Annotated in this window: 18 protein-coding genes and 1 pseudogene; 9 read left to right on the forward strand and 10 right to left on the reverse strand. The window is 46.0% G+C overall.

The window, feature by feature from the left end; all coding sequences use genetic code 11:
• Window positions 1-139: 139 nt before the first annotated feature.
• From gcvH to AM1_RS06850, 4 genes are all read right to left on the reverse strand, one after another.
• Entirely contained in the window at window positions 140-526 is a 387-nt protein-coding gene (gene gcvH / locus AM1_RS06835; protein ID WP_012162080.1) for a glycine cleavage system protein GcvH, read from the reverse strand.
• Window positions 527-602: 76 nt separating this feature from the next.
• Entirely contained in the window at window positions 603-1,709 is a 1,107-nt protein-coding gene (gene gcvT, locus AM1_RS06840) for a glycine cleavage system aminomethyltransferase GcvT (RefSeq protein WP_049783693.1), read from the reverse strand.
• 198 nt (window positions 1,710-1,907) lie between these two features.
• A complete protein-coding gene (locus AM1_RS06845; protein ID WP_012162082.1) occupies window positions 1,908-2,642 on the reverse strand; it encodes a class I SAM-dependent DNA methyltransferase in 735 nt (244 codons plus the stop codon).
• Between the two features lie 335 nt (window positions 2,643-2,977).
• Window positions 2,978-3,841 carry a DUF4344 domain-containing metallopeptidase gene (locus AM1_RS06850; RefSeq protein ID WP_012162083.1) on the reverse strand — a complete coding sequence of 288 codons (864 nt, stop codon included), beginning with the start codon at window positions 3,839-3,841 and terminating at the stop codon, window positions 2,978-2,980.
• Window positions 3,842-4,137: 296 nt separating this feature from the next.
• On the opposite strand from AM1_RS06850, the gene AM1_RS06855 reads away from it, so the two are divergent.
• Window positions 4,138-5,604 (forward strand): hypothetical protein, encoded by a 1,467-nt coding sequence (locus AM1_RS06855; protein WP_012162085.1) that lies wholly within the window; start codon window positions 4,138-4,140, stop codon window positions 5,602-5,604.
• 8 nt (window positions 5,605-5,612) lie between these two features.
• Here AM1_RS06855 and AM1_RS06860 read toward each other — a convergent pair whose 3' ends face one another.
• The gene (locus AM1_RS06860; RefSeq protein WP_012162086.1) at window positions 5,613-6,551 is read right to left on the reverse strand and encodes a serine hydrolase; all 939 of its coding nucleotides are present in this window, start codon (window positions 6,549-6,551) and stop codon (window positions 5,613-5,615) included.
• A 601-nt stretch (window positions 6,552-7,152) separates the two neighbouring features.
• Window positions 7,153-8,679, reverse strand: coding sequence for a ferredoxin:protochlorophyllide reductase (ATP-dependent) subunit B (gene bchB, locus AM1_RS06865; protein ID WP_012162088.1), 1,527 nt, complete (start codon window positions 8,677-8,679; stop codon window positions 7,153-7,155).
• Between the two features lie 738 nt (window positions 8,680-9,417).
• Here bchB and thrS point away from each other — a divergent pair.
• From thrS to AM1_RS06900, 6 genes and pseudogenes are all read left to right on the forward strand, one after another.
• The gene (gene thrS / locus AM1_RS06870; protein WP_012162089.1) at window positions 9,418-11,238 is read left to right on the forward strand and encodes a threonine--tRNA ligase; all 1,821 of its coding nucleotides are present in this window, start codon (window positions 9,418-9,420) and stop codon (window positions 11,236-11,238) included.
• 320 nt (window positions 11,239-11,558) lie between these two features.
• Window positions 11,559-11,964, forward strand: a pseudogene (locus AM1_RS06875) (transposase); the annotation flags it as partial.
• Window positions 11,965-12,495: 531 nt separating this feature from the next.
• Window positions 12,496-12,888, forward strand: a complete 393-nt coding sequence (locus tag AM1_RS06880) for a hypothetical protein (RefSeq protein ID WP_041659300.1) — start codon at window positions 12,496-12,498, stop codon at window positions 12,886-12,888.
• A gap of 1 nt (window position 12,889) precedes the next feature.
• Window positions 12,890-14,677 carry a caspase, EACC1-associated type gene (locus AM1_RS43080; protein WP_012162095.1) on the forward strand — a complete coding sequence of 596 codons (1,788 nt, stop codon included), beginning with the start codon at window positions 12,890-12,892 and terminating at the stop codon, window positions 14,675-14,677.
• Between the two features lie 406 nt (window positions 14,678-15,083).
• Window positions 15,084-16,216, forward strand: a protein-coding gene (locus AM1_RS39690) for an IS630-like element ISAcma29 family transposase (RefSeq protein WP_148215688.1) whose coding sequence is annotated in 2 segments (ribosomal slippage) — window positions 15,084-15,510 and window positions 15,510-16,216 — 1,134 coding nt in all. Because the reading frame shifts where the segments join, the coding sequence is not laid out codon by codon here.
• A gap of 90 nt (window positions 16,217-16,306) precedes the next feature.
• Window positions 16,307-16,597, forward strand: coding sequence for a hypothetical protein (locus tag AM1_RS06900; protein WP_012162097.1), 291 nt, complete (start codon window positions 16,307-16,309; stop codon window positions 16,595-16,597).
• A 75-nt stretch (window positions 16,598-16,672) separates the two neighbouring features.
• On the opposite strand, the gene AM1_RS06905 is transcribed toward AM1_RS06900, so the two are convergent.
• Together AM1_RS06905 and AM1_RS06910 are read right to left on the reverse strand one after the other, a co-directional pair.
• Window positions 16,673-17,146 carry a 4Fe-4S single cluster domain-containing protein gene (locus tag AM1_RS06905; RefSeq protein ID WP_012162098.1) on the reverse strand — a complete coding sequence of 158 codons (474 nt, stop codon included), beginning with the start codon at window positions 17,144-17,146 and terminating at the stop codon, window positions 16,673-16,675.
• Window positions 17,147-17,293: 147 nt separating this feature from the next.
• Window positions 17,294-17,953 carry an alternative oxidase gene (locus tag AM1_RS06910; RefSeq protein WP_012162099.1) on the reverse strand — a complete coding sequence of 220 codons (660 nt, stop codon included), beginning with the start codon at window positions 17,951-17,953 and terminating at the stop codon, window positions 17,294-17,296.
• Between the two features lie 227 nt (window positions 17,954-18,180).
• On the opposite strand from AM1_RS06910, the gene AM1_RS06915 reads away from it, so the two are divergent.
• Window positions 18,181-18,543: a winged helix-turn-helix transcriptional regulator gene (locus AM1_RS06915; RefSeq protein ID WP_041659303.1), complete on the forward strand. Its 363-nt coding sequence runs from the start codon at window positions 18,181-18,183 to the stop codon at window positions 18,541-18,543.
• A 30-nt stretch (window positions 18,544-18,573) separates the two neighbouring features.
• Here the strand turns inward: AM1_RS06915 and AM1_RS06920 are convergent, their stop codons facing one another.
• Together AM1_RS06920 and AM1_RS06925 are read right to left on the reverse strand one after the other, a co-directional pair.
• Complete coding sequence (locus tag AM1_RS06920; protein ID WP_012162101.1) at window positions 18,574-19,542, reverse strand: amino acid ABC transporter substrate-binding protein; 969 nt, start codon at window positions 19,540-19,542, stop codon at window positions 18,574-18,576.
• A gap of 347 nt (window positions 19,543-19,889) precedes the next feature.
• Entirely contained in the window at window positions 19,890-20,111 is a 222-nt protein-coding gene (locus AM1_RS06925) for a hypothetical protein (protein ID WP_012162102.1), read from the reverse strand.
• A 608-nt stretch (window positions 20,112-20,719) separates the two neighbouring features.
• On the opposite strand from AM1_RS06925, the gene AM1_RS06930 reads away from it, so the two are divergent.
• On the forward strand, window positions 20,720-21,637 hold the full coding sequence (locus AM1_RS06930; protein WP_012162104.1) for a cation diffusion facilitator family transporter: 918 nt from the start codon (window positions 20,720-20,722) through the stop codon (window positions 21,635-21,637).
• The last annotated feature ends 10 nt before the right edge of the window (window positions 21,638-21,647 follow it).

Here is a 21,647-nt window from a genome sequence, read left to right on the forward strand (position 1 = left end):
GGAGACAAATTAGAATTCAACTTTATCTTAAGTTTTGATAAGCGAAAATAGCTTGACAAACGATTTGTTGAACCTTATAAGCTTTTTTGGATGTAAAAAATTGTAAAGTTTTCTCAGGGATTTATGAGATAATTCGGGGTTAGCCTTCGACCTTAGCCTGGTAGTCTGACGCCGACATGGCCTTGTCTAAAGCGGCAGGCCCACTCACCTTAATCTTGAGTAGCCAGCCGTTATTGTAGGGATCTTCTGCGAGTTGTTCAGGGGCATCGGCAATGGCGGTATTGCACTCCAATACTGTTCCATTAATCGGAGCATAAATATCTTCTACGGCTTTGACGGATTCGATATTTCCCATCGTCTCCCCTTGGGATAATTCATCACCCACTTCTGGCAATTCAATAAAGACAATATCCCCTAACTGATCGATGGCAAATGCGGTGATACCAACCGTGGCAACATCTCCCTCCAAACGAACATATTCATGGGAGTCCATATATTTCAAATTGTCGGGATATTCAAAACTCATAATGGGGTGCCTCAGTCAATAAGGAAGTTGAGTAGGATTTCAGGAGAATCATCCAAACCATATTTTGCCTTAAATCTCACGCTTTAGGTCGTCGATAAAAGGGCTTTTTAACAACCGTTGCCAGTTGGGGCTTCTTGCGGATTAATACCGCTACTTCCGTACCGGATTTGGCATAAGCCGTTGGGACATAGGCGAGGGCAATCGATTTACCCAAAGTGGGTGAAAAACTGCCGCTGGTGACAATGCCCACTTCTTGGTCATTGACCCAAACGGGATAATCATGACGAGCAATATGACGCCCCTGCATTTCCAAAGCCACTAACTTACGGGGCGGTCCCTCTGCTTGCTGCTTCTTGAGGGTGTCTTGGCCAATAAACTCACCTTGATCTAGATTAACCAACCATCCCAACCCAGCTTCGTAGGGGGTTGTAGTGTCATTTATATCTTGACCATACAGAGCCATGGCGGCTTCTAGTCTTAAGGTATCGCGGGCTCCCAAACCGCAGGGAGCAACACCAGCCTCCAAAAGGGTCTGCCAGAGTTTCTTACCCGTCTCTGGATCGACCATGACTTCAAACCCGTCTTCGCCAGTGTACCCAGTGCGGGCAAACCAGGCGGGTTGCTCCAGGATGGTGCCAGACTGATGGCGATAGTTGCGAATGGCCGAGAGATCGGTGGGGGTAAAGCGCTGCAGAGTTGAGATCGCATCGGGTCCTTGCACGGCAATTAGCACATGGGAGTCGGAAACATCCTCAAACCCAATCGCTTCAGCGGAAACATTCTCTAATAACCAGGCTTTGTCCTTAGCCGTAGTCGAGGCATTGACAATCAGCTTGCCAATTTCTGCTCCTGAGTCTGAGATCCCCTCAAAGTAAAAGATTAGATCATCAATAATCCCAGCTTGCTCATTCAAAAAGACAGAGTACTTTGCTTGCCCCGGTTCAAGCTGACTGAGATCAGAGGGGACTAAGGGCTGCAGTTTCTGCCGTAAGTTATCTCCCTTGAGCAAGAACTTACCCATATGAGAGATATCAAACATGCCCACTTTTTGACGGACGCTTTGATGCTCAACGGTGATGCCTTCATATTGAACAGGCATATTCCAACCCCCAAAGCCCATCATCCGAGCATTGAGCTGCTGATGTTGCTCTAGTAAAGGAGTCGGTTTCAAGGAGTCTGCCATGGTAATCCACGTTTGCACTAAGCTTCTGGCTGGGCTCGATGTAACACACCATCTGCGAACCAGCCCTCGCATTTATATCATGAACCTAGTGTTCAGATCAGTGTTGTTGCGATATGACCACTGATCTGTTGGGAATATCATTAACAAATGAATGCGTTGATATATCTGGTGCTGGGGCCATTGGATTGAACTCGATGTCTAATTCCTATCGCGAGACTTTTCCCACACGGATACGTGATAGCGACTGGTGTTCGTAAAAGGCTCATTGTTCCAACCGCCCCATCTTGCTTTTAACTTTAAGTGGGCCAGCCTCGCCATCAGATCCAGCTCTGATGGCCAAACATAGCGAAAAGGCGTTGAGGACAGTTCTGTATCTCGATCTCGAACTCGCATGTGGTGCGACTTGAGGGATTGAGATACGACATCATAGTCATCTACGCCCCAATGATCCGCTCCAAACTCAAAAACATGTTTGGTTTCACCAAAGGGGATGCACTGAAGCGCAGGCACCATAACCTCAATCACAAAACTGCCGCCAGGTTCGAGATGTATGGCTGCGTTTTGGAAACATCTAACTTGTTCATCCTGGGTTGTCAGGTTCATGATGGTATTGAAAACCAGATAGACCAGGGAGAACGTTCCATTGCAAGATGTAGTCGCAAAGTCACCTTGAGTCACAGGAATGCGATCTGTTTTTTCAGTAAGTTTAGTGAGCATTGCTTCAGAGAGATCGATGCCATGAACTTCAACACCTGACTGTTCCAGTGGTATAGCAATTCGACCTGTGCCAACGCCAAATTCGAGTGCCCTACCAGATCCAGCAAGTTTTGCCAGAAAATCAACGACAGGTTTCACTAATTCAGCGTTGGAAGCCTCGACGTCTTCATCATAATTTTTAGCGACTTTTTGAGGGAAATAGTCGTTAGTATTCATGATTCAAAGGGAAACAGATGGGTAGATCAATCTCAATCGTTGATACACCTGAGTGAGCTACTTTTGCCAGAGATGAAGACTTGAGATCATCAAAAGACCACCCACCAAGATTAGCAAAGCAAAACTATCACCACACATGTAAAAAGCTCTTTATGCAGATATTGATCGGCCGAGGAAGCCAGTGGTTTTTATAGAGTCTGCCATAACGTCTACTCTAGCGTTGAACTAGTGGCTAGCCTTGATGTAATGGGCATTTGGATCTCTAAACCAAGCACCTATGGCTCAATCGTCTGGTAGTAAATGGTAGCGATAAATTCGTTCGTTCAAGGTGAGGTTCACTTCCGGTAAGGAGCCAGAAGAAATTTCCAGCTTCGTTCACGACGCTGATAGTCTATGGGACATAAGTCAGCCCGCTCCTGAGGGAGATCGCCGCTAGTGACAAAATTCGCAAACTTCTCAGGATTACTGCCATAAATAATGCAAGAAACGGTATAAAAACGCTGTGCCCCTAAACCATGGGATGTCCAAAACGGCAGCTCTTGAAGCTGCTCTTCTTCTTCCGCATCCACATCAAACTGATCGATGCCAGCGATGACTGCATCATCGTCTTGCAGCTCTAACAACATCATCGCAGCAAACTCATCCACTACATTCTCTTCTAGCCCGGTAATGGGAAGTTGGTATTGGTCCACAAAGGCATGACCCAGTTCGTGAAAAAACGTGAACAGAGCGGAGTAGATCACCTCATCTGCATAGGCTTCAGAAGACTGATTATCTTCACCCAAAATGTCGGTATATTGCTTGAGCAGCTCGTAACACATTTCGATTTTGACTTGCTCAGGATCATAAAACGCATTCGCTTCACCACATTCTTGAAAGCTAACTGTGATGTCTCTGGGTAAGGCAAACTTGGTATTGAGCTGGGCAATCAATCCATCTGATTCCTGGGGCACAGAAAATTCCAGGGAATCTTGGAGAGCTGCATAGATAACATTGAAGTTCGCATCCCTCGGCTGTACATAAACGATCCGAATGTCACCTTTGTCGGTAATTTGTTGGCGAGACAGTTGGGCAACTTTGATCGGTTTATTTTGAGGTGAGGCATTGATTAAAGGACTCGTGCATCCCGAAGTGGCCCATAGCAAACTGCCTATTGCAACGCCCCATTGCCAAAATTTAGGTTTCTTGAACTGAATCATAAAGTGGCACTCCTTCACTTCAATCAAACACATGAATGCTTTGCACAATATCTATTTCTAGACACATTCATCGTTCTTGAAATCACTCTAATTCACGGCCAGCCTTCGCCATTATTTTTGTCCCAAAACTTACGATTTTTGATATTTCGGAACAATAGAAAAAGGCTGTTACCAAATTTGCAACCCCTGTCAAACCTAAGGGCAGTTGGGCTAGAGTCGGAATGAACAGCTCTACTTGGAACTCATCCACTATTCGGGAGATCCATCTAAGCCATCCTTGTTGTCGAGATTTTCATATGTTTAAACGATTGCCCGTCATTCAAACCCTCTTCAGTACCCTAGCGGTATCTATGGTGCTGACGTCTTCAGCCCTAGCGACAAAGCCAACCTTGATTGCCGAGGAAGAATCGTTTAATCCCATTGCCCCCAAATCAGAATCTGCGCCGGTGGAGAACAGCGATGTCGTTGAACCCCGCCGCCGCCCATTCTTCGATAATGGCTATCAACGGGTGATTGACCAAACGGTGCAAATGGTCACCAATCCCAAAGCTCAACGGTTGGCCAAACGGTTTGGCTTAAATATCCTCAACGTTACTTGGGAAGATACGGGACGCTACAAAAACTCCTCCTTTGGTCCCAACATTAGCGATATGACGATTCAAGTCCAACATCGCGATCCAAAGACTCGGTCCAATCGCCTGCATCTCATGCCTGTGATTAGACATCCCAACTTTTCGGATAAAACCGCTGATGTTCGCCTCGATCGGTTTTTCCTGAAGGTTGGCAATGAGAAAGGGGCTAAACTACGAAAAGTGGCCCTCAAAGATATTCTGAAAGATCCAAGACGGTATCTGCATCAGCCCAATTCTTGGACAGGCCGCCAAAAGTCACTCTTAGCTCCTCGCGATACCCATGCACTGGTCAGTGCTCAAGCCAGCTTCCTACCCATACCCAAGGGCGGTAAGGCTGAATTCAACCCGGTGCTATTCAATTACCAGTCCTATGCAGATAACCCTGCGGTCCTCACGATTCTGGCGACCCGAGAAGGGACCAGCATGACGGTGATTGATAATAAGCGCGATGCCTTTTCTGCAGGTCAGACTTGGGGACAACGGTTATTCTTTAATCAAAATGGTGAGCGGGCCAGTTTGACAGGGCAGCGGGCCAGCGATTTTGTCAGTAGTGGTCAGTCTTCTTCTTCATCGGCCAGTAGCTCTAAGGAGGTGGAGGACCGAGGCTTAAATATGGTGCTGCTCATTCAAGTCCCTCTCAAACAGAAACGGCCACCCATGCCATTGTTTACACCTGAAGCGATGGAGGATAGCGCAGTCGGTGCGAGTGCCCCCACGGCAAAAGCCCAACGCAGTAATGTTGAGGCTGCAGTGATTGGTCATGGTGAAGTGGAAGGTCCCTTTACCGAAATTGACAACTTGGCGATTGAGCGTGATCCGCGTTTCCCGGTTCGGGTGACGGTCCAATTCTATAAAGCCACCAGCAATGGGGCCGTCTCTCAGGCAGACATGAAGCACATTAACCAACAAATCGCTCGGGTTTATGATGATGCTGACTATGTGGGCAGTTTAGTGGTCGAGGGCGATACGGGACGGCCTACAGAGTATGACGGTTCTAAGCAGGAACCCCCCACTTGGTGGCAGGAATTCTGGAAGCGCCATCGTTCTAATACAGGACAATCGAAGGAAGATGCCTGGGAAATGCTCAATCGTCTGATCGCCCAAGCATGGTCTGAGAATTCTGATTCCTAGGTCATCGACTATTCCAAGCTTTGAAGGGTATCGCTAAATAAATTGAAAAAGCGATACTCTTCCAGCTGTTGTTGATCATTCCAGGTAGCAGAGACACAGTAATTATTGCCCAAGTCATCTTTGAGGGCTGTGGTTAGATTCAAGACGCCCGGTTCTGCGCCTCCTTTAAAGGCCACCTGTTGCCAGTTATCAGCATTGATAATGCCAGTATTGATGTGCATCAGCGGTAAGTCGGCAACCTGGGCAATCAGTTGGCAGAGTTCTTGGGTGGTGAAAAACCATTCAATGTCTGGGGCCAGGGGTTCACTATCCACTAGCTCAACAGGTGGAAGTGGGGCCTTATGGATGCTTGGGAGTAGATCTTTGGGAGCAGTACTTTGTCGATAGGTCTCTAGCAAGTCTTGATTCTCAGGGCTTTTGAGAGTGAAGACTTCTTGGGTTGTCAAGAAGGGCTGGTTCCGGGGAGAGGCTGTGGCTAGGGTGTCTCGCCCCACAACCTGGATTAGAATATCCGCCGCTGTATTGTCACTGACGGAAATCATCAGGCTGGCCAAGGTTTGTAGAGTTAGCGGTGCCTGATCGGGCCAGTCTTGGAGGATACCGCTAGGAATACTTTTCCATTCGGGTTTTAGTTGAATCACCTCATCCCAGGAATGTTGTCCTGCGTTAATTTGCTGCTGGAGTTTGGCTAAGACTTGGAGCTTGAACGCAGATGCGATCGCAAGGGGTTTCTCAGCATTTAGGGAGGCGACTGCTTCATTATCCCTAAGCACCAAAACACTCGTTTCCCCAGGTAAGGCATCAAATTCATCCATAAGTTTGCTAGGAACTGCGACTGCTTCTGAATAAGGCAGTCCCAGGCAAATTAGGAGAAATATCGTTCCCAGGACCGTAATCACCCCTCGCTTCAAAAAGTTTTTATACTCAAAATGGTGATAAAAATCCATAATTAATCAACCCAAAAATTCCCAAAACCTAGAATTATTGATCTGCGTCAGAGAAAAAATGCGTAATTATACGGAAGACTAAAAATATTTGATTTCAAAGTTCCGTATTTCTGACCTGAACACTCCCAATTAATTTGGGGATCATAGAAATATATAAAAATCGATATTCGGGGGATATGATTAAATGCTAATTCCTATTGCTGGATTTGCTGCTTTATCAATGTTATCCATCATCACAAATACTTTAATCCTGATGGATAGCAAGGATGCTCCCATCGAGAACTAAAACGCTAACCCTTTGACTGCAAGCGATACAATCAGAATTAGACATCAACAACAGTATTGTAAAAAAGTGTTTTGAACTGCGTAAATGCAGTCTTGCGATCTGATAACTACAATATAGATTGCCAAACCAAACCTCTAAGCCCTTGTTTTTTGAAACGGGGGTTTTTTATTGCCATCCCCCCTAACAATGGCGACTGGCTATTCTCTTTACCCCAGAAAATTGCACTTACGCCAATACTATCTCTCAAAAAAATATGCCAAGGCCGACTCAACTTGAACAACCTTGACATATTTTCCTTAAATCAACGGATTGAGGTTAAGCACCAACCGCTTCTTTGGCTGCATACAGAACTTCAGCAGTTATCTCAGTAATATTCCGTTCACGAGCAAATTTCTCGGTATTCCGCTTCACTTTGCCGCGAACAAAACCAGGAATTTTGTTGAGTTCGGCTTGCCCATCAGCACTCCAACCCAAATCAGAATCAGCTGAGATTCCCTTCGTGATCACTTCTTTGGTGTCATGGCCACCGAAGATTTCTAACAAGTGGTCTTCCATGCCGAGGGTAAAGGAGTTGTAAACCAAATCAGCAACCTGATTGGTCCCTTCATAGCCCAGGAAAGGCTTGTAGCCGATGGGGAAATCTTGGATATGGATAGGAGCTGCAATCACCCCACAAGGAATATTGAGCCGCTTACCCACGTGACGCTCCATTTGTGTGCCGAAGATAGCAGAGGGTTCGACTCGGGCGATGGCATCGCCGATAGCACCATGATCTTCATTGATCAGTACTTCGTCACAATACTCGCTGACTTCTTTGCGGAACCATTCTTGATCATATTTGCAGTATGTACCGGCCCAAACCACATGAATGCCCATTTCCCGTGCCAAGATTTTGGTCATGGCTGCAGCATGGGTGTTATCGCCATAGACAACTGCTTTTTTACCGGTGAGGTTTTGGCAGTCGATGGAGCGAGAGAACCAAGCCGCCTGGGAAACATGTAATGTCTGGTTTTCGATGTACTCTTCGTAATTAACATCTGCTCCTTGCGCATTCAGTACTTCTTGAATTTTGCGAATGCAACGAGCTGTTTCCACCACACCCATGGGTGTGATATCGACGAAAGGCATGCCAAACTCTTTCTCCAGATAGTGAGCGGACATATGGCCAATCTCACGATAGGGAATCAGGTTAAACCAGGCTTGAGGGAGACGCTTGAGGTTATGGACTGAAGCCCCTTCAGGAATGACTTCGTTGACTTCAATGCCTAAGTCAGCCATGAGCCGCTTTAGTTCGGTGCAGTCATGCTGGTTATGGAACCCTAGGGTTGAAACCCCAATGATATTAACGGAAGGCTTAGCGGTTTTTTCTTCCAGTAAATCGCCATTCTTACGGGCTTTTTGGATATAAAACTGAACAATTTGGTCAAGGGTACGGTCTGCAGCCTGTAGCTCGTTGACCCGATAGTGATTCACATCAGCCAGTAGGACATCCCCTTGAGTGCTAAGGGAGGCCCGCTCTACAAAGTTCTCTAGGTCTTCTTGCAAAATACTGGAGGTACAGGTAGGGGTGAGGACAATCAAATCTGGATTTTCCTCTTCATCCTTGCGAGTAATGTTATCGACTACCTTCTCTTGGGATCCACGAGCCAATACATGACGATCGACAACGCTGGCCGTCACGGGAGTGAAATTCCGCTCTCGTTCTAGCATGGAGCGCATGACGTTGAAGTAGTCATCCCCCAAGGGAGCATGCATAATGCCGTGAACATTTTTGAAAGAACTGGCCACTCTCAACGTGCCAATATGCGCTGGACCAGCGTACATCCAGTAGGCTAATTTCATTCTCTAGAATCTCCCTTGAGTTTCAGCACCTGTAAGCATTATTGACTAGTTTGTAGTGCTTTAGGAAGAATAAATTGCCCTTAAATCTCAAAAAAAAGAATTAAATAAGCTCATAGGAAAAATAAATTATCTATAGTCTCCAAAATTGAATAAATAATAATTATATATATATTTACTGTATTAATTTATAAATATAAGAACAATAAACAATTAAGTCTTTAAGGAAATTCCAGCCTCTAAAGGCCCTACATGTGAGCACAGTTGATCTCAATGGCTAGGGATGAGGGACCAATGTTGTTGAACGATAGGATTGATATCCCTTAAGATCCTTCGGGTTGGCGTAAACCTATCAGCGTTATCCATAAGCAGCTTGTCAGGTATATCGTGCTCTGGCCCTTCATAACAGCATTGCTAATTTGAACAACGGGACATAGAAGGCTGTCCAGAGAAAACGGTTGGCCTTGAAAGAAAAAATGCTGGTGATTAACTGAGCTCCTTCCTTAGATAGATCTGATCACGAGTCATCCATAGGAGTGATCATTAAATTTAGTTACTTTTTTCTATTTGGTGTTTAGACGGGGCCTTAGAGGTTGAAGTAAGAGGCAAATCAACCCAATGGACAGATTTAAACTTGAGAGTTGAGGTTTGAGGCCAAGTCTAACTTTATCGGTGATTCCTTCAAAGGTTTCGATAAGATGGGACAAGTCCGTAAAATTAGCTCAAACATATAGATCCATAATGTCCGCTGAACAGCAACCTGAACAACAGCCTGAAAAGATTCACTTACCCAAGACCAGTGAATCCGAACAACTCAAGAAAATCCGCCACACCACCTCTCATGTGATGGCGATGGCTGTTCAGAAGCTGTTTCCCGATGCCCAAGTTACCATTGGTCCGTGGATTGAGTCCGGTTTTTATTATGACTTTGACAGCCCCACTCCTTTTACAGATAAAGATTTGAAAGCCATCAAAAAAGAGATGGTCAAAATCATTAAAAAGAAGCTGCCCGTAGAACGGGAAGAGGTGAGTCGGGAAGAGGCGAAGAAAAGAATAAAAGCGTTAGGAGAACCTTATAAGCTGGAGATTCTGGAGGATCTAGAGGATCCGATTACCCTCTATCACCTTGGCGATCAGTGGTGGGATTTGTGTGCCGGTCCCCATGTGGAGTCCACTGCCGATTTGAATCCTAAAGCGATTGCCCTAGAAAGCGTGGCGGGGGCCTATTGGCGAGGGGATGAAACCAAAGCCCAATTACAGCGTATCTATGGCACGGCTTGGGAAACCCCTGAACAGTTAGCAGAACATAAACGGCGGAAGGAAGAAGCCCTCCGTCGTGACCACCGAAAGCTCGGGAAAGAGCTGGGACTATTTCTCTTTTCCGATCTGGTGGGACCGGGATTGCCCTTATGGACACCTAAGGGAACCTTGCTGCGATCGCAACTCGAAGACTTCCTCAAACAGGAACAAATCCAGCGAGGATATTTGGGGGTGACCACGCCCCATATTGCTCGGGTTGATCTGTTTAAGACTTCAGGGCACTGGCAAAAATACCAAGAAGATATGTTCCCGCTGATGAGTGAGAACGATGCAGATCGCAGCTCTGAACAAGGCTTTGTGATGAAGCCGATGAACTGTCCGTTTCATATCCAGATCTATAAGAGTGAGTTGCGGTCTTATCGCGACCTACCCATGCGGCTGGCAGAATTTGGCACCGTTTATCGGTATGAGCAATCCGGCGAGCTAGGGGGCCTCACACGAGTCCGCGGCTTTACCGTCGATGACTCCCATTTATTTGTCACGCCTGATCAGCTCGATGATGAATTTCTCAAGGTGGTGGATTTAATTCTCTCCGTCTTTGAGAAGCTGCAGCTCAAGAATTTCAAAGCCCGTCTCAGCTTCCGTGATCCAGATTCAGACAAATATATTGGTTCTGATGAAGCTTGGGAAAAGTCTCAGAATGCCATTCGTCGAGCCGTGGAAACCTTGGGCATGGAGCATTTTGAAGGTATTGGCGAAGCTGCTTTCTATGGTCCGAAGCTGGACTTTATTTTCCAAGATGTCCTGGATCGGGAATGGCAGTTGGGAACGGTACAGGTGGACTACAATCTACCCGAGCGCTTTGACCTGGAATTTATGGGAGAAGACGGTAACCGTCAGCGCCCGATTATGATTCACCGGGCTCCCTTCGGATCTTTAGAACGACTGATTGGTATCTTAATCGAGGAATATGCAGGTGTCTTTCCCCTATGGCTAGCCCCCGAACAGGTGCGGCTGTTGACGGTGAATGATGACCATATGCCCTTTGCCCAAGCGGTAGCCACGGATTTGCAGGCTGCGGGGATTCGAGTCTCCGTGGATCAAAGTGGCGATCGCCTAGGCAAGAAAATTCGCAATGCGGAGAAAGCCAAAATCCCAGTGATGTCAGTGATTGGGGATAAGGAAGTCGAAGCCCATAGCCTCAATATTCGGACGCGGGCGTCAGGTGAGTTAGGGGCGATTCCGGTGGATGAGGTGAAGCAGAAGTTAGGCGATGCGATCTCAACTTTCTCTGCCTTCTAGCCAATACACCCAAAACGTTAAGATCGGAGAAATTACGCTCGAATTTCGTCAACTCTCATCTCATGAAGAGATGAAAAATTGTAATCAATAATTTTTGCAAGTAATACAAATCAGGCTTTTCTTACGAGAGATCAAGCGTGCTAAGGTCTCAAGTGCTTTTAGAATGAGGAATCAGAAAGTGTGACTCAAGAACTACTTCACAATATCGCCACAGAGGTTCGACTCTTCAGAACAGTTGAGCAAAAAGAAGAATTTCTTTTCGTGGGCACTGGTCTATTACCAGGATCTAGCTATAACGCTTCCGACGCACCCTGATGTAGATCAATGGATGTCCAAGCGAGAAGATCCTTAAGCGCGGCTTTGATAGCCTGCAAGATGGGACATTAGTCCAGCGATATCAGTGTAAGGATTGCAATCGTCGTTTCAACGAACGCACGGGTACCCCAATGGCTCGCTTACGCACCGCTAGTTCAGTAGTGAGCTATGCCATCAAAGCTCGCACCGAAGGAATGGGGGTCCGTGCAGCAGGTCGTACCTTTGGTAAATCTCATACCACCATTATGCGTTGGGAAAAACGCCTAGCAGACCAGGCACAGAACTGGTCACCCCCCGCTCCAGCAGGCTCTGATGTGACGGTAGAAGGGGATGAAGTTTACACTCGTGTAGGCCAAAATCTTCCCCCCCATTCAGTCCCAGGGCTGGACGATCCACTTCCTTGAACGCGAAAGCCTGATACATTGGAAATATCACACTACCCAGAGAATCTCAAACTATTGGCACAGCTCAGTCAGTGGATGTGGGAACGTCCCTTTATGTATAGTGTTGGTCTTCGAGGGATGGGGGCAGAATGCTTATGCCAAATTTATTGATCTGCTGCTTATAAGAAACTACGCGCTAATCCAACTATTCACGCGATAGAACAAAGTATAGGTATTGAAAACTAGGAATAATTATTTCTATTCTTTTCAACAAAGAAATTAGATATTTTACTGAAATTCGGATTGGTCTACCTGAGGATAGGACATTCCTAAGCTGTCGATCTTCTAGTGAGGGGAGTTGGGTGAATATATCTCCAAAAGCTATTCACAGGGCTTATTGGTATAAAACAAGCTGCCCTTTTATTTAGGGGTTAAAATTAGGCAAATAGTCATAATTTCCTCAATTATTGAGTTGACTATTTAACTGGCAGAATGTCGGGTGTAACATCGTAATTAAGCATGCCAACAATTTTTATATGTGCTTTTGGTGACTAGATCCATGACTAAGCAAAACACGATGCAAATTACCTTTGGTCAAAGTAATCCTGATTTAGAGGAACATGAGCGGCTACTCTTCTCGAAGAGAGTGCTGTCTGAACTACGCGATCTCGATCAAGTAGAGCATGCAGAACGCACTGAAAAGGAAGCATCTGAATTTGGAGAGAAAGGCTTTTCTACACTGGTGGGTTTTTTAACTGCAGAGGTTACTTTGCCAAACCTGAAAGCATTTATAAACTGGATGGGAGATCGCTTTTCGGATCAACCGATGAAAGTGAAGGTCAAGGTTGGTGAGCAGGAAGTCGAATTCGAAGCCCGGAGTCAACTAGAATTGGCTCAGCTTGAGGAGGTGGCCAACTCTCTATTGGCCAAAATGAGTGCGGGTGGAGCGTAAAATGTCGGAGTCTAAGAAATCCGCACTACTGATCGGGGTTAGTGAATATGGTGAGGGGTTAAACGCCCTCAGTGCTCCTCCAATGGATGTAGTAGCGATGAAGCAGGTGTTGGGAAATTCTGACCTTGGCGGTTTTAGCTCAGCCAATATTAAAGTCCTGATCAACCCTGATCTTGCTGAGATGCGCGAAAACATCGAGGATCTGTTTACACGATCGTCTAAGCAAGATTTAGTGCTGCTCTACTTCTCAGGTCATGGAATTACTGATGATAACAACCGCCTCTACCTCACATCACGGAACACATCTAAAATACGCTATCGTTCCCGGTCAGTACCTGCCAGCTTCATCCAAAATTTATCAGATGATACTCATGCAAAGCGACAGGTGATTATTCTTGACTGTTGTTATAGCGGGGCGTTTGCCGAAGGGTGGCAGAGAAAGGGCAATGCCAAGGTCGAGCTAGAGCGTGAACTAGGCAAAGAGGGGCGCGTGGTGCTGACTTCGTCATCATCCACTCAGGTATCCTTTCAACAAGAAGATGCAGAGCTATCACTTTATACACAATATCTTATAGAAGGTATTGAGGTAGGTGCTGCAGATGAAGACCAAGATGGCATCGTAACGGTGCGAGAATTGCACAACTATGCCAAGAAAAAGGTACAAGCAGTCAAGCCTAATATGAAACCCGACATCATCGTGGCAAATGACGAGGGCTATGACATTTTCTTAAGCAAGGTCAAAATTGACGCCGAATCAAAGTTTAGAACGCTAGTCGAAAACTATATCAACCATGAACTAGGCGAAATCCATAGCCATCGCTCACAAGAAATTTTAGATAAACACGCTAGAGTGCTGGGTCTTGCGGTTGGTCACAGTCAAGCGATTATTGCAAGCGTGTTAGAACCTACTCGTCGCCGCCTCAAAAATCTGGAGCGTTATCGCCAGGAGTATGAAGCTGAAGTTCAAAAGCATTATCCACTCAGCGAGGCAACGCTAACAGAAATGAAAGACTGGCAACAAGAAATCTTAGGCCTAGCAGATGGAGATGTTGCCAAGATTCAAAATGAAGTTAATTCTGCTAAAGAAAGTCAAATTGCAAAACCAAAGCAAGATTTAGAACTTCGGCGTGCTAAAGCAGAGCATCAGCATCAAGCAATTGAGCAACAAGAAGAACAACTGAAACGAGAAAGGCCGGAAACTGAAGCCCAGTTCCAGCAAAAAGAGCCTGAACTAGAACAACAAATGGCACTTGAGCAGCAAAAGCAAACCATGTCAGGCCTAGAAGAGAATGGCCAGGATGACCTAAGTTCAGAACGATTTAGGGGCAAATATCTCGCCAAGCTGCGCGACCTGTTAGTAGCTAAAGACTGGAAAGCTGCTGATCAGGAAACTGCCGAGCGTATGAAAGAAGTAATGGGTGAAACTCTAGACGAAAAAATTATTCGGCGATTTCCCTGTAGGGATTTACTCAACATTGATCGCCTGTGGATGAAATATAGTGGGGGAAAATTTGGTTTTACTGTCCAGCATGCAATTTGGGAGAGTTGTAATAAGGATTGGAACAAATTTGGTACTACAGTAAACTGGAGAGATCCGAATAGCTGGCCCAAAACCTTGAGTTGGTACATTGAAAGCAAATACACTTTTAGTAATAAAGCCGTTAAAGGTCATCTTCCAACGATGCGAGCTTTTTTTGTTTTTGGATTTGCGATTAAACTACAAAGTGTGGGCGAATGCGAGTTAGAATTCGCCGCCCTTATGTCAAGGGTTAAAGACTGTAGCAAATAAGCGCTTCAGTGCAAATAAGTTTCATCTTAAATACAGTTGAAGCCTCGTAGTGAGTTTGACATCACTGTGTAGGTATACTCTAATGCAACTCCTAAATGCATCACCAATTGATTTTTTGGCACACTCTATGTTAGAAGGTCCTGGAAACATTTGAGCTGAATCCTAGCGACGTCATGCTCACCACTAACGAAGATGGCTAGTATAATACAACGATTTTCTCCAGTAGACCTCTTGCAATATTCATTTCACGATGTGCTACCTACTCAATTTATGCCGCAATCTAACTTGATTATTTTGCAATCTACCACATCGATAGCCGAATTGTGCAAGAGGTCTAGTGTTCAGTCAAGAAAAGACTGACAGGTATATTTTCTAGAATGAAATGGACGCATTCTAGGAGAACGTCATGGGTAAACGGTACATCGTCACTCTGAGTGAGCCAGAGCAACAGTATCTCAAGAATTTCACGTTCACGGGAAAACGAGGTGCTCGGCAAATCAATCATGCCCGCATTCTTCTGAAAGCGGATACTAACCAAACTCATGGTGGTTGCTGTGATCGAGAAATTCATGAAGCGATAGGTGTCAGCATACGCACAATTGAGCGGGTGCGTATGCGATTTGTGGAAGAAGGCCTTGAAGCTGCTATCAATCAACGTTCTGGGGCAGGTCGAAAGCGAAAAATACAAGGAGAACAAGAAGCTCATCTGATTGCCTTACGCTGCAGTGAACCCCCCGTTGGTCATGCTCGCTGGACATTACGCTTACTCGCAGACCAGATGGTGGAATTAGGCTACATCGACCACCTCAGTCATGAGAGTGTCCGACAAACTCTAAAAAAAACGAGTTGCAGCCTTGGCGAAAGACCTGTTGGGTCATCCCCCCACAGCAGAATGCAGAATTTGTCTGGCGAATGGAGGAGCTCTTAACGGTTTATGAGCGTCCTTATGACTTGAGGAATCCTTTGATTTGTCTGGATGAAGCCACCAAGCAATTGGTTGAGGAAATCACTCTACCCATCGCGGCTCAACGTGGTCAACCCGAACGTGTTGACTATGAGTATGAACGTAAGGGCACAGCCAATCTCTTTATGTTGTGTGAGCCAATAGTAGGCACGCGATATGTGAAAGTAACTCAACGACGAACTGCCATTGACTATGCTCATCTACTCAAAGAATTAGTGGATGTGTTTTACCCTGAGGCCCACACCCTCACGCTGGTTCAAGACAATCTCAATATTCACTCCCCCTCCTCACTCTACAAAGCTTTTGAACCTGAAGAAGCCAGGAGACTTTTATCTCGGTTCGAATTTTTCTACACCCCCAAACATGGAAGCTGGCTCAATATGGCTGAGATTGAATTAAGTATCCTGTCTCGTCAATGTTTAGATCAACGCATTGCTGATTTTCCAACCTTACAAAAGCATGTGAGGGCTTGGAATGAGCACCGAAACCAAAAGGGAACATGGATTGACTGGCGGTTCACGACGCAAGATGCCAGGGTCAAATTACACAGACTTTACCCATCAATAAATCTTTGACGGAATACTAGTAGGTAATACGCAACTTTAGACTAACCCAACTGTGATGGCATGAGAATCAGTAACAATAAAATATGGGCCAAGGAAGCGATGGCAAACGTTGAAGCCGTGCAGGCGATCTTACGACGTTGGGACCCGATGGACCTGGCCCCCGGTGAATTTGCCCCGGCAGACGAGTACGATAGCTACGCCCCTCAGATTGTGTCGTTGGTTGCACAAGGATGTTCAGTCGAACAGATATTTGACCATCTGCAGAGATTGCGGTCCGGCATGGTTTGTATGAGAGAAAACCCCAAGCATGATAAAGAAATTGCCGGTGAGATAATTGCCACATTGCGGGGAGACCTAGGAATGGACTTCAATCCATCAGTTAGCCAATGACTAAATGGTATGGTGCTGCCCTTAGGTCTTATCCATTCAGCAAACTACGGGGCTCAGTCTCTTATTAATCCAGCACTATAAGAAACACCCTACAGGGGTTTTACATACCGAAGCATCTACCACTAGGTCTAACTGATCCAATAACGCTTGCGAACCTGCTGGTGCGTAGGGCGCTAGCAATCGCTCTAGGGTAAATCCCGTATAGGCCATCGTATTCAAACCTTCTGCTTTCAAACGCTTTGCCAGTAAAGCTAAAGCTGATGCTTGCCAAAAGGGTTCTCCTCCGGCAAAGGTCACCCCCTCATTCTTAGGATTGCGAACAATGGTTCGAAACATGCGATCAATCGATATCAACTCATTGAGTTCAAAGGACCAAGATTGTGGATTTGCACAGTCAGAACAATGACGATGACAGCCTTGTAACCACACTACCGCCCGACAGCCTGGACCATTCTCTTCCGATGCATCCCAATACCCCATAACGTTCAAATAACCGGGTGGCACTGCAATCAGGGATAGTAAAGGATCTATTTTCTGGGTGGTCTTCATGATGTTTACTACCGTTATGACGGGTATCTAGGGTTGCGATCGCACCTATCGTTCCTTGCCTCAATCTCCAAAAGAGGGAAGGGCGACCCATACCAGCCGCCCCAAGCTGTTCATTCAGAGGAGATTGCAGCAACAGGAGTCAAAGTTTTAAGATTCAGCAATCAGAGTGGAACTATGAGGGCTGAGGTTAGCCTGCGCTTCTAGAGACTGGCAGGCCACCATGGTTTTCACATGTTCCATTTCATCGTCCCGAATATTGACAAACACGTCGTATAGGTTATCCACGGCAGGACGACGTTCTTCGGGAACACGAGCGGACTGGAACTCATCAAACATGTAGAGATCGCCATCGCGATAATAGCTAACGGCTATCTGGGGCGCAGGTTGACCTTTGAGTTCCTCGGCATGGTCATGCAGAAAAGAATTGTAGGTCTGAAAGGCTTCCTGCTCGACGAGTTCCATGAAATGATAGGCGGAACGGGGTGACACCACATACAGCGCCACAACAATCCAGTAGTACAGCAACGCCACATGGCGAGCGAGAAACCGATCAATCCACTTTTTATCTCCACCCAACGCTTCCATAATCAGCAGGTGGTGAAGTTCATTCCAAGACTCCGCAAAATGCACCTTCAGCCAATCAGCCCGTCGCCAAAACCCCAGAGTTTCATAGAAATGCAGCACCGATAGATAGGAAAAATAGGGAATTCGAGCCACCGTTTCTAACACATAAAAACGCGGTATAGGACGATCTCGATAGACCGTTTTTAAAACAAAGACGAGCACACCAACCAGTAGTCGAATCATGTCTAAGGGTTCCCTCTAGCTACTGCTTGCATCCTGACTGATCCCTCCTAGAGCGGCAAGATAGTTACCTAAAGGTATACCTAGTTACCTAAAGTAAAAAGCTAGCGTCCGATCTATCCTTGACGGACTTCTGAACGAATTCTTAAATTTTGGATAATCTGTCCCCTATCCCTTGACGTCCCCTCTAGAACCGTCAGGATGGAAGTGTACTGCCCCTGGGGTGAATGATGGACGATACCCAAAACTGTCTCAGCTCCTGCTGTCCGATTGAATATACCTTGGATAGAATTGGCGGCAAGTGGTCTATTCCCATTTTGCGAGAACTGTTTAGCGGTCCCCAACGCACCCATCAACTCCAATCTGCATTACCTGGCATCAGTACCAAAACCCTGATGGTACGTCTACGGGATTTAGAGGATCATGGCCTAGTCGAGCGGCAAGTGTTTGCAGAGGTTCCCTTGCATGTGGAATATTCCATCACCAACAAGGGGCGACAGATTCAACCTGTTTTAGCCGCCCTCTATCAAGTTGGACAGCAATGGCTGCAGCAGGAAGAGTGCCATTGTCCCTTAAACGAAAAGGTAGGCTAGCTCTCTCAAGTCGATGACTGCGGGTAAAGCCTACAAATCGCTCTTGGGAATCTCTTCTTTAAAGTCAACGACTAACTGCATGGCTTCTAACACCAAGGCCCGTAAATCCTGGGTTAGGGGAACCTTTGCCTGGTCTCCAAACCAGCGATCAAACGTCTCCACATAGGATGCTTTACCTTGCAAATACCCTTGCATAAAGCGCACTAACGAATAATTAACTTGATCGGCAAACTTAGAGTTATTCTCAGGCATCATGCAGGCAATCCCTTCTTTGGAAAAATACCCGATAATATTGAATGCGCTAGGATTTTTAGCCGTTTGCAGCCAAGCATCCAATAGAATGCCATCGGCGGCAAAAGCATCCACTTTACCCTGCTGAAGGGCGTCATATCCTTCCCCATGATTTTTTACAATCACGATTTGGGCTTGCGGCTGAGCTCGACGGATGGCCGTTTCATTGGTGGTGGCTGCAAGGGCCGCAATTTTCTTATTTGCTAGGTCAGGGGTTTCCCACGCTGCATTTTCCTGCTTTACGAGCAGGCGAGTACCCGTCAGGCCATAGCTCACAGAGAAGTCAATTTGCTTATCCCGCTCCCAAGTATAGCTACTGGCATCACAAACGATATCCACCTTCCCTTGGACTAGTTTAGGAATCCGGTCTTCGGGATTGATGGCAACCAGCTGTAACTGAACCTCTCGCCCTAGCTCTTTGGTCAACTGATCTTTGATCAATTGCAGCATCTCAATCGAGTAGCCTTGTAATTGCCCTTGCTCATCTGCAAAGGCAAAAGGTTGCGCTTCTTGGCTAGTCCCAGCCGTTAACTGCCCCGTACGCTGCACTTTCTCCAACACTGATTCGGCAGCAGCAAACGGTGCTCCTAAGTAGGTGAACAGAATCGTCAGGATAGCGATTGTTTTTGGCCGCCTGAGCAGGCTCGGTCGGCACGGGGAAGAAGGAGAAGCGTCACTCTCGGAGGGGCTAAGATTGCCTAGTTTCATAGGGGAAGACGGTATTAGTATAGGATTTTCAAAGCTGAGTCAAATCAACAAAGCTAGTGCAGATGCGTTAAAGAGTGCATCCATAAGCGACACATCTGCCAGAGATTCCAATGAACCTTGAACGCTAAACTACCAGCAATACCTGAGCTTGAGAAGGCAAACGTCATGTTCTGTTACGAGGCTGTTGCTGCCTTAGCAATGACTGAGTCAAAAAAAAGCACACTTGAGTTAAGTGTGCTGAATGGAGTTCACGTAAGAGATGTGTTGGTTGGTGCAAGCTCCTTTATTATACATAGATTTATATATATCTTCAATCATGAATAGATTTATTTTAATCTATCAATAATCTAAACGTTTCTTGACTTTGACTGTTGTCGAGATAGACGGCAGTGGCTCCAAATGGCTTCTCTGTCTAGCTTTTGGCCACTCATGGACAAACAGAGCACCACTTCATCCCAGCAAGCAGCTTCGAACAGATGATCTGTCCCTAAAATTTGCTCAGCACCTTGCTGCTTGATACCAATTACGGTTTTGCCGATGCAAACCCCTAAATTGCCAACCCCCGGCAAGATTTCAATGGCGGTTCTAGGGGCTATCAGCTAAGTCGTTTGAGCATCATTTCGATAACCAAAAATCCACAGTTGTTGTGGCGGTCGAGTTTTGGCCAAGCTTTGGTAGAAACTAGCAGGAATGTGGGACTTTATGGTCACAAATAGAAGTATCAAACACAGAAATACAATATTATTTACTGCCAATACAAATTGCCAGCAGAATTCAAAGCAATATGCGGATGCAACAAATCAAGACTTCATTGCAGATCGCAGCAGTGTGCTACTACCCAATTGATAGCAATCCCTATCTAACTCACCTACAACAGGGTGAAATCCAAAAATCTTGACTCAGCTAATTAATAGTCGTTATCAATAATTAGTCTTTTAGGGTCTCCACTTTTTAGACTGTCTTAACGAACTCATGCCAATTCAAACCCCTGAAATACCCTCACCACAATTAATTCATAGGAAGCCTAAGTTGTAGAGGCCCTATGACAATGAATAATATTTTTGATTTAAATCAAAAAATTACTTATTCTATTTGCTTCTAATAGTTGCAGTAAGCCGTATTTATGACTGATGATTGATCTCAATAGCAGTTCTTAAAAAGCAGCCCCAGTAGCCCTATGACCCTCGATAATCGCCAAGATGTGCGCAATGTGCTCGTCACAGTCTTGTTTTTAAATGTGACGGTGATGTTAATTAAGGCCGGACTCGGATGGTGGACTGGGTCCCTTAGCTTATTTGCCGATGCCCTCCATAGCATTACGGATAGTGCCAATAATGTCCTGGGATTGACGATGAATCGGTTGGCATCCCCTGAACCGGATCGAGAACATCCCTATGGACATCAAAAATTTGATGCCATCGGCGCATTAGGTATTGCTGCATTTTTAGGAATTGCCTGCTTTGAAATTTTAGAAGGGGCGGTGGGACACCTCTTCAACCATGAGTCTCCCGTGGAGATGTCTCCCCAAGTCTTAGAGCTATTGCTGGTGGTGTTGGGCATCAATATTGTGGTGGCGGTGTACGAACGCCGCGTGGGTGAGCGGGTTGGCAGCAGTATTCTGCTATCGGATGCCCAACATACAATGAGCGATATTTGGGTGACGGCCATGGTCATGCTTGGCCTGGTTGGCGTGGGGTTGGGCTATCAGTGGGTTGATGTGTTGCTGGCCTTTCCCGTTTGTATTTTGGTGTTTGCCAGTGGCTGGTCAGTACTGCAGCGCAATCTGCCCTGGTTAGTAGATGAAATGGCCATTGCCCCAGAAGCCATCCATGACGCCGTTATTAATGTGCCTGGCGTACTCAACTGCCACGATATTGCTTCTCGGGGGTTGTTGGGACGTCAAGCTTTTATCGAAATGCACTTGGTGGTTGATTCAGATAGTGTTGAAGTGGCCCATAACATCACAGAAGAGGTGGAATCGATTCTGGATGAAAAGTATGCTCCTGTCCGGGCCACCATTCACATTGAGCCCCGGTCTTATTCCTCCGAACAAATTAGTTTTGGTGAAGTACCTGCCACAGAGCAAGGTGTCTAATTGGAAGAGT

Origin of the sequence: Acaryochloris marina MBIC11017 (assembly GCF_000018105.1) — a bacterium.
GTDB lineage: Bacteria > Cyanobacteriota > Cyanobacteriia > Thermosynechococcales > Thermosynechococcaceae > Acaryochloris > Acaryochloris marina.

Excerpts from the sequence above, each read along its gene's own strand:
- AM1_RS06920 (WP_012162101.1), bottom strand. The coding sequence starts at position 19,542 with ATGAAACTAGGCAATCTTAGCCCCTCCGAGAGTGACGCTTCTCCTTCT.
- AM1_RS06845 (WP_012162082.1), bottom strand. The coding sequence starts at position 2,642 with ATGAATACTAACGACTATTTCCCTCAAAAAGTCGCTAAAAATTATGAT.
- AM1_RS06905 (WP_012162098.1), bottom strand. The coding sequence starts at position 17,146 with ATGAAGACCACCCAGAAAATAGATCCTTTACTATCCCTGATTGCAGTG.
- AM1_RS06860 (WP_012162086.1), bottom strand. The coding sequence starts at position 6,551 with ATGGATTTTTATCACCATTTTGAGTATAAAAACTTTTTGAAGCGAGGG.
- AM1_RS06915 (WP_041659303.1), top strand. The coding sequence starts at position 18,181 with ATGGACGATACCCAAAACTGTCTCAGCTCCTGCTGTCCGATTGAATAT.
- AM1_RS06930 (WP_012162104.1), top strand. The coding sequence starts at position 20,720 with ATGACCCTCGATAATCGCCAAGATGTGCGCAATGTGCTCGTCACAGTC.
- AM1_RS06850 (WP_012162083.1), bottom strand. The coding sequence starts at position 3,841 with ATGATTCAGTTCAAGAAACCTAAATTTTGGCAATGGGGCGTTGCAATA.
- thrS (WP_012162089.1), top strand. The coding sequence starts at position 9,418 with ATGTCCGCTGAACAGCAACCTGAACAACAGCCTGAAAAGATTCACTTA.
- AM1_RS06900 (WP_012162097.1), top strand. The coding sequence starts at position 16,307 with ATGGCAAACGTTGAAGCCGTGCAGGCGATCTTACGACGTTGGGACCCG.
- gcvT (WP_049783693.1), bottom strand. The coding sequence starts at position 1,709 with ATGGCAGACTCCTTGAAACCGACTCCTTTACTAGAGCAACATCAGCAG.
- AM1_RS06880 (WP_041659300.1), top strand. The coding sequence starts at position 12,496 with ATGACTAAGCAAAACACGATGCAAATTACCTTTGGTCAAAGTAATCCT.
- AM1_RS06910 (WP_012162099.1), bottom strand. The coding sequence starts at position 17,953 with ATGATTCGACTACTGGTTGGTGTGCTCGTCTTTGTTTTAAAAACGGTC.
- gcvH (WP_012162080.1), bottom strand. The coding sequence starts at position 526 with ATGAGTTTTGAATATCCCGACAATTTGAAATATATGGACTCCCATGAA.
- AM1_RS43080 (WP_012162095.1), top strand. The coding sequence starts at position 12,890 with ATGTCGGAGTCTAAGAAATCCGCACTACTGATCGGGGTTAGTGAATAT.
- bchB (WP_012162088.1), bottom strand. The coding sequence starts at position 8,679 with ATGAAATTAGCCTACTGGATGTACGCTGGTCCAGCGCATATTGGCACG.
- AM1_RS06855 (WP_012162085.1), top strand. The coding sequence starts at position 4,138 with ATGTTTAAACGATTGCCCGTCATTCAAACCCTCTTCAGTACCCTAGCG.